Origin of the sequence: Neptuniibacter sp. UBA6509, from assembly GCA_002435145.1 — a bacterium.
Classification (GTDB): domain Bacteria; phylum Pseudomonadota; class Gammaproteobacteria; order Pseudomonadales; family Balneatricaceae; genus Neptuniibacter.
In genome coordinates, this window is sequence record DJLT01000046.1 from 1 (window position 1) to 7,509 (window position 7,509).

General features: G+C 43.9%; 5 protein-coding genes. 2 read left to right on the plus strand and 3 right to left on the minus strand.

Annotated elements, in window-relative coordinates:
* Both B4K11_RS06455 and B4K11_RS06460 read right to left on the minus strand, forming a co-directional pair.
* Window positions 1-440, minus strand: a 440-nt coding sequence (locus tag B4K11_RS06455; protein ID WP_292959289.1) for a DMT family transporter, incomplete at its 3' end; no start/stop codon positions are given.
* A 157-nt stretch (window positions 441-597) separates the two neighbouring features.
* Entirely contained in the window at window positions 598-3,519 is a 2,922-nt protein-coding gene (locus B4K11_RS06460; protein WP_292959290.1) for an insulinase family protein, read from the minus strand.
* A gap of 409 nt (window positions 3,520-3,928) precedes the next feature.
* Here B4K11_RS06460 and B4K11_RS06465 point away from each other — a divergent pair, with 409 nt between their 5' ends.
* Window positions 3,929-4,573 carry a phasin family protein gene (locus B4K11_RS06465; protein WP_292950648.1) on the plus strand — a complete coding sequence of 215 codons (645 nt, stop codon included), beginning with the start codon at window positions 3,929-3,931 and terminating at the stop codon, window positions 4,571-4,573.
* Between the two features lie 145 nt (window positions 4,574-4,718).
* Here the strand turns inward: B4K11_RS06465 and B4K11_RS06470 are convergent, their stop codons facing one another.
* Window positions 4,719-5,933: a UbiH/UbiF/VisC/COQ6 family ubiquinone biosynthesis hydroxylase gene (locus B4K11_RS06470; protein ID WP_292950650.1), complete on the minus strand. Its 1,215-nt coding sequence runs from the start codon at window positions 5,931-5,933 to the stop codon at window positions 4,719-4,721.
* A 239-nt stretch (window positions 5,934-6,172) separates the two neighbouring features.
* Here B4K11_RS06470 and dbpA point away from each other — a divergent pair.
* Window positions 6,173-7,509, plus strand: a 1,337-nt coding sequence (gene dbpA / locus B4K11_RS06475) for an ATP-dependent RNA helicase DbpA (RefSeq protein ID WP_292959291.1), incomplete at its 3' end; no start/stop codon positions are given.

The window sequence follows — 7,509 nt, forward strand, 5'->3', positions numbered from 1 at the left end:
TTCAAGCTTTCATGTCCTGGATTCAGCACCAATAATACGCCAACAAATCCAATTAGAATTGAACATATCACTGTTTTAGAGATGCGCTCACCTAACCACCACATGGCAAACAGAGGGATAAAGAAAGGTGCGGTCTGTTTAAGTAAGGCCGCCTCCGCCAGCGGTAGATGCCCCCATGAATAGTAGAGACACATCATAGCGGTCACGCCCACTACCGCTCTAAACAGATGCAAACCAAAACATTGAGTTGTGACGGCACTAAACCCCACGCGTAACAGCCAAGGAAAGAGCAATACGAGGGCAAATAAATTACGAGCAAAAACAATCACCTCGGTAGGCAACTCACCCGTAATTTGTTTAACAATCATGCCAGATAGAACAAGGAAGAACTCAGCTAAAACAATTAGCAAAGCACCACGATAAAGCAAATTTTGCGACATTTGAGGCGCCAAACAAGCCCTTAAAATTAAAGGCGAAAAGCCCATTATATGAATGGGCATACTGAGCGACCATACGAACCAAAACCTACCCGATAATACACACTATCAAGTAGGCTTATGCGTATAGTGTAAGCTCTACACTACTCCTGAAACCGATCTAGACTTCAATTATTTCATAACTACTGTCCAGCGTATCAGCTTGTGCCTGACTAGTTACAACCGCAATACTCGCTTGTTTATCGAGTAGGTATTTTTCCGCTACGCGTTTCAAATCGTCAATGGTCACTTGCAGAATACGTGAACGAATTTTTCTGCGCTGGGCTGGCGTACGGCCAAATAAACTGCTGTGATAAGCTTGTTTTGCCTCACCTGCAGGTGAACCTGGTTTATCAATTGAACTAACCACGCCTAGAATAGCTTCCTCTAGTTTTTGCTCGTCATGGTCGCTCTCTAGCAGCCATTTAATAGAGGCATCAAAGTCATCTAAGGTTTCGCTTAAACGAGGGTCTCTGTATGAGAAGAAACGGAAAGCCGCATCACCAGAGTCTTGCCCTGCACCTGATCCATAAGCGCCGCCACGCTCACGAATAGCTCTATGCAGATAACCATTACGTAAAAAATCTCCCAAAATCGTTAGAGGAGCCGCATCAGGGTGCTCTGTCGCAACCGTTGGGAAGGCTTTGGCACAAAAGCTAACCTGTGTGCTTGTGACCCAAGCTTGCTTAACTAACTCTCGTAATGGTGAAAGATTGAAAACAGAACCTTTTTCGGTTTCAGATGCAGACCAAACTGATTCTACATAACCTTGTAGATTCGCTTGGTGCTCCTCTTCTGCAACGACTAAGTATTCACGTGGAGCCTGCGCTATTTTCGTATGTAACGCTTTTAAGTTGGCAGATAGCTTGGCCAATGAGAGCTCATCACTCAAGCTGTCATCCAACATTTTATAGTAACGAATCGACTCTAACCCTTTGGTCGCTTGAGAAAGCGCAGCCGCAGGGCTCAGCTTAGAGGTTGCAGCCATCATCGCAAATGCGTGGCCACTACCGGTGATGCTTTGCTCTTTACGCGTACGCTGTTGTGAAACAACCTCACGAATACGGGGCAGCTCATCAAAACGAGCGCTCTCCAACGTCTCTTTTAACAGATCCGTTAATTGTTCCTGCTTTGAGACTAGAGCCTTGCCGGATAAGGTAAAGAACCCTTTCACATCTTGCTCATCAGCGGGCATACCTCGTATAGAAGCAAAAGCATGAATACCGCCAGTGACTTCCGTTTGGTACTGCTGATTATCTTGATAGCTACGCTCGCCACAACCGAGCTCTGTTAATAGATAGCTGTAGAGAGGCAGTAGATGTTGCTCCTCTTCATTAAGATCCGGCAGCGGCATAATAACTTGCTGGTACACCAATCCATTTGTAGCACGGTCGTAGCGAACAAAAGGAATAGATGATTCAACTGTTGTCGGCTCTGGAACACTCATATCATCAGGTACATCAACAAGCGTCACTTTCGGCAAGATAGATTCATCATCTTCCTGATTTTGACGTGCTTCTAAAGCAGCCGCACGGTCAATCACCGCCTGTTTTTCCGCATCCGATAAACTTGCCTTAATTTTCGCTAATTGCTCTTTTTCTGCCGCATCACGATAACCCGCTAACTTATTGTCAGGACGCAGTGTTAAGCGAACACGGTGAGGGTTATCTAATAACTCTTTAACCATGTTCTTAACAAAATCGGGGTGTTTGATCTCTTCTCTTAACTTCCCTAAAGCGGGATCAAGGTTTAACAACGCTATAGGATCACCGCGATTAATAGCGGCACCTAAAGAAGACATCACTAAGCTCATCCCATAGGGATAACCATCACCATTAATCTCACGTTGATGCAGTTCAAGCTGATGAAGCTGGGCTTCAAGCATTTCAATAGGCACACCTTTTTCCGCCACATCGGCTAAAACATCAAGCACCAGCTTTTCAAACTCATCTGCATCTTTAGCTTCACTGCCCTCAAGACCACACATAAAGCTCATCTCCCGGTTTGAATCTTCCAAACCGCACAATGGAGATGGGGCGCTGCCTAAATCAGTAGTTTCCAGTGCAAACCGTAAAGGTGAAGCACTGTTATCCAACAACACACGTGACATGAGATGTGCTTTTAATTGCTCTTCAAGGTCATTGGAATGACCTAACAGCCAAGCTAACACATGGTGTGTTTTACCGCTTAGATCGTCTTGATCTAGTTCATAACCCTCTTCCACACGAAGCGGAGAGTGGTAACGTTTCTCATCATTAATTTCGATGGTCTCATCTAGCTTTTCAAAGCGAGACAACGCCTTCTCTTCAAACACCGCCTGAAGTTCAGCCGCTGGAATATCACCAAAGGTCATAATGACAGCATTACTTGGGTGATAATGGGTCTTATAGAAGGCGATCAGTTCATCATAAGAGAGGTCTGGAATACTTTCTGGCTCGCCACCGCTGTTATGATGATAAGTTGTGGTCGGAAACAGATATTTTGAAACGGACTGCCACAAACGAGAAACAGGTGCACTCATCGCCCCTTTCATCTCATTAAACACGACACCTTTATATTCTAAATCTGTTTCAGCGTTATCCGCTTCAGCAAACTCAACACGATGACCCTCTTGCTCAAAATCAAGCTGATCTAAACGACTGAAGAAAACCGCATCTAGATAGACATCTAATAAGTTATAAAAGTCCTTCTTGTTTTGGCTAGCAAAAGGATAAGCCGTCCAATCACTGCTTGTCATCGCATTCATAAATGTATTCAGTGAACGACGTGTCATCATAAAGAATGGGTCACGTACTGGAAAACGCTCACTTCCGCACAATGCAGTATGCTCAAGAATGTGTGCCACACCTTTTGAATCATTAGGCACGGTACGTAAACCAACTAAGAAAACGTTCTCTGTATGCTCAGCGGCGATATGGTAATGAGATAATCCCGTTTTAAGATGGCGATACTCTGTTACATCAACACCTAGGGAATCAATAACTTCGGTACGGACAAATTCAAATGAAGTGTGAGAATCTGAAGCCTTTTGATTAGTTGTCATGAAAAATGGTGATCCTATATACAAGCAAGCCTAAAACCTGTGAGCTACTTAACAACAATATAAAATGAACAGCTCACGCAATAACTTGATTGTAATGGCTATTTATAGGGATGAACAACGTTGCTGAATGAATCTAGCCTGCAAATCCACGTTTTTGCTTACTAAACAGTCAATTCCAGCCCACAAACCTGTTTGTATTTTATACAACCACAAATAAATACTTCTTTTAAACTTTCAACAATTAATCCACAACCTACTGTTTTCAAAAGATTATTTAATCCATAAAAAATTGCCTCGATTTTTTTGTGCAACGCACAAAAAAATATTTGACAGGTTATTTATTAATCACTATATTGTTTATAAATGCTGCAACGCACAAAACACTTTTTGGCTCTCAGGGGAATTGAACATGTACGATGATCTGATTAAAGACGTTCAGGAAAAAATGCAACCAGCAATCGATGTTGCTGAAGTTAACAAAAAAGCTTTGGAAACTTTGTTTTCCCTGCAGTCTGAATATGTAACAGACTTCGTAGATTCAAGTGTTGCTCAGCTTAAAGCGCTGTCTGAAGTTAAAGAAGCGAAAGACGCTATTGAACTTCAAGTTGAGTTCTTTAAAAACCTAGAAGTTAAAATGACTTCAGTTGCTGAAAAAGAACTTGCTGCGCTAACGACTGCGAAAGAAGAGATTTCTGGCATCGTAGAAAAAAGCCTTTCTGAAATCAAAGAGATGCCTTATGTATCTGATTTCAACAAATTTCTAACAGAAGCGACTGAAGCTACAAACGTTGCAATTGCTGAAGCAACTGAAAATGCTAAAGCAGTAATGACGCCAGCGACCGAAGCTAAAGCAGCAGCGCCTGCTAAACCAGCAGCTAAGAAAGCACCTGCTAAGAAAGCACCTGCTAAGAAAACAGCGGCTCCAAAGACAGCGGCTAAGCCAGCTCCTAAAGCTGAAGCTCCTAAAGCGGCTGCTCCGAAAGCAGCGCCAAAGGCAGCACCAGCTAAGGCAGCGGCGGCACCTAAAGCAGCAACAGCTAAGACTTCTGCTTAAGACGTAAGATTTATATCGCGTGGGGTCACGTTACGATCCCAGTTCTCTACTCTGGCTGGTTAATTCAGCCGATATCCTTTGCCGGTCGCCATGACCGGCTTTTTTATGTCTTGAAAAAATCAACACATGACAACAGGAACAAGGACTATTCAGACTTAGCCATTTCAGGTAACGGCCCTTCTAGACCCATAGCAAAGCGCATCACTTTATTTCTGGCGGGGCTAACTTTTCCAGCGATACCTAGTCCGACATTACGTAGCAGCTTTAAGGGGCCGCTCTGATTACTGAAGACACGGTAAAACATATCCATCGCCTGCATCATGACTAAATTATGTTGGCGACGCTGTTTTTCATAATCACTTAGTAACTCTAACTCGCTAATATCTTCGCCTGTTTTAGCGGCGATTAAGAGAGTTTCGGCTAACGCAGCGGCATCTAACAGACCAATATTCACGCCTTGGCCTGCCAAAGGGTGGATCATATGTGCAGCATCACCGGCAAGTGCGATACCTTCAGAAACATATTGCTGTGCGTGCTGACGTCTAAGTGGAAATGCTCCCCTGCCAAGCAACTGATCAATTTCACCTAATGCATCAGGGAAGACAGCCTCTAACTCGGCCATGAACTGTTCATCAGGAAGCGCCATTAGGCGCTTAATGTTATCCGGGGTGTTATACCAAACCAAAGAAGCGTGATGACCACTGAGTGGTAAAAAGGCTAAGGGGCCGGTTGGGGTAAATTGCTGCCATGTAATATCTTGTTGTGGGAATTTAGTGGTGACTGATGCCACCAGAGCCCCTTGTTCATAATCCCATTTATGTACACCAATCCCTGCGGCTTGACGTACTTTAGATTCTCCCCCATCGGCAGCGATGAGTAACCGCGCGATAATTTCACGGTCATCTTTTAAACGGATCAAACTACTGCCCGGCGAATAATCGATCTCTTGAATACCTGCGGGACAGATAAGATTAATATTATCAAACTGCTGCAGCCGTTCTAACAGTGCTAGTTGAATAATGCGGTTTTCAACAATATGACCTAAATGATCGCGACCTATATGATCAGCGACAAATTCGGTGGAGGCTTTCTCTTCGCTTACTTCCCAAACTTTCATTCGGCGATAGGGGCAGCTTCGGCGAGAGTTAATACCTTCCCATGCACCCACTTTTTGTAAAATATTCTCGGAGGCAACGCTTAGCGCTGAAACACGAAGGTCATGGTCCTGTTCTGGGGAAAATTCAGCCGGATAGTAATCTTCTAGTACGGCTACGGAAAGATTACTTCCACCCAATGCACAAGCGATGGTCGCACCGACCATTCCGCCACCTACAATCACTACGTCATAACGTGTATTCATTTTTTCTACCAAACAACCGTATCAATTCTGCATGAGAGTATACGCAAAAAGAAAAGTGACTTCTTGAATATGCACAAGAAACACTACATTAGCCTTCCAATCCAGAGCCATCGTAGTGTTTTACAAACTACTTTCGATTTATTGTTAACTTAAACGAGAATAAAGGCGCTTTTTTCTCCAGACCGGTGCAATTTGATTTATAATCCAACTCTATTTAATTCTTTCCAAATGAGCCTACCGTGTCCGATACCAGTTTCTCCAGTTTAAATCTGCCTAAATCCATGCTCGCCAACCTAGATAGCTTGGGTTACACACAGATGACCGCTATTCAGGAGCAAGCACTTCCTGAATTACTGCAAGGTAAAGATCTGATCGCAAAGGCTAAAACAGGTAGCGGCAAAACAGCCGTTTTTGGTATTGGCACACTGCTCAAGTTAAACACACGCAACTTTGCAACCCAATCTCTAGTACTCTGCCCTACTCGGGAGCTGGCGACCCAAGTGGCTAATGAGTTACGCAAACTTGCACGCTTTACTGAAAACGTAAAGATTTTGACTCTTTGCGGCGGCCAGTCCATTGGACCGCAAATTGGCTCGCTCGAGCATGGAGCACATATTGTTGTAGGTACACCGGGCCGTATTAAGGATCACCTACGTAAGAAAACCCTTCGTCTAGATCAAGTACATACGGTTGTATTGGACGAAGCGGATAGAATGCTGGATATGGGTTTTGCAGACGATATTCGGGATATTATTTCCCATGCACCAACAAAACGCCAAACACTGCTATTCTCTGCCACGTACCCAAAATCTATCGCTAAATTAAGTGCTGATATTTTGGTTAAACCGGTAACGATCGAAGTTGAATCAACCCATAGCAAAAATCAGATTGAACAATATTTCTTTGAGATCAACAAAGAAAATAAACTTAACAACCTGACTGATATTATCAGTAATTATCAGCCTGAATTTGCGGTTATTTTCTGCAACATGAAGCAGACCTGTAACGACGTTCAGCAGCACCTTAAAGCAATGGGATATAGCGCTAGAGCCATACATGGTGATCTTGAACAGAGGGAGCGTGATCAAGTGCTTATGCAGTTTGCAAACCGTAGCTGTAACTTCCTCATTGCTACCGATGTGGCAGCACGCGGTCTAGATATCGAAGAGCTACCTTGTGTTATTAACTACGACATTACACGTGATGCAGAAGTACATACACATCGCATAGGCCGTACAGGTCGTGCTGGTAAACAAGGGTATGCGTTAAACCTTTATCAACCATCCGAAGCTTACAAAGTGGGTGCGATTGAGGAATACCTTAAACAGGATTTTGCCGTGAGTCCTTTGCCTAATGCTAAAGAAGACTTCGTACCTAGCAAGCCACCAATGACGACCCTGTCGATTGCCGGTGGCAAAAGAGATAAAGTGCGCCCAGGTGACATTTTAGGCGCTCTAACCGGTGATGCGGGTATTGAAGGCAAGCAGGTTGGTAAAATTAACGTGCTTGATTATGTTGCTTATGTCGCAGTGGATGCCAAGGTTGCTAGATCAGCCGTTGAAAGATTAAACAAGGG

Excerpts from the sequence above, each read along its gene's own strand:
- B4K11_RS06470 (WP_292950650.1), bottom strand. The coding sequence starts at position 5,933 with ATGAATACACGTTATGACGTAGTGATTGTAGGTGGCGGAATGGTCGGT.
- B4K11_RS06460 (WP_292959290.1), bottom strand. The coding sequence starts at position 3,519 with ATGACAACTAATCAAAAGGCTTCAGATTCTCACACTTCATTTGAATTT.
- B4K11_RS06465 (WP_292950648.1), top strand. The coding sequence starts at position 3,929 with ATGTACGATGATCTGATTAAAGACGTTCAGGAAAAAATGCAACCAGCA.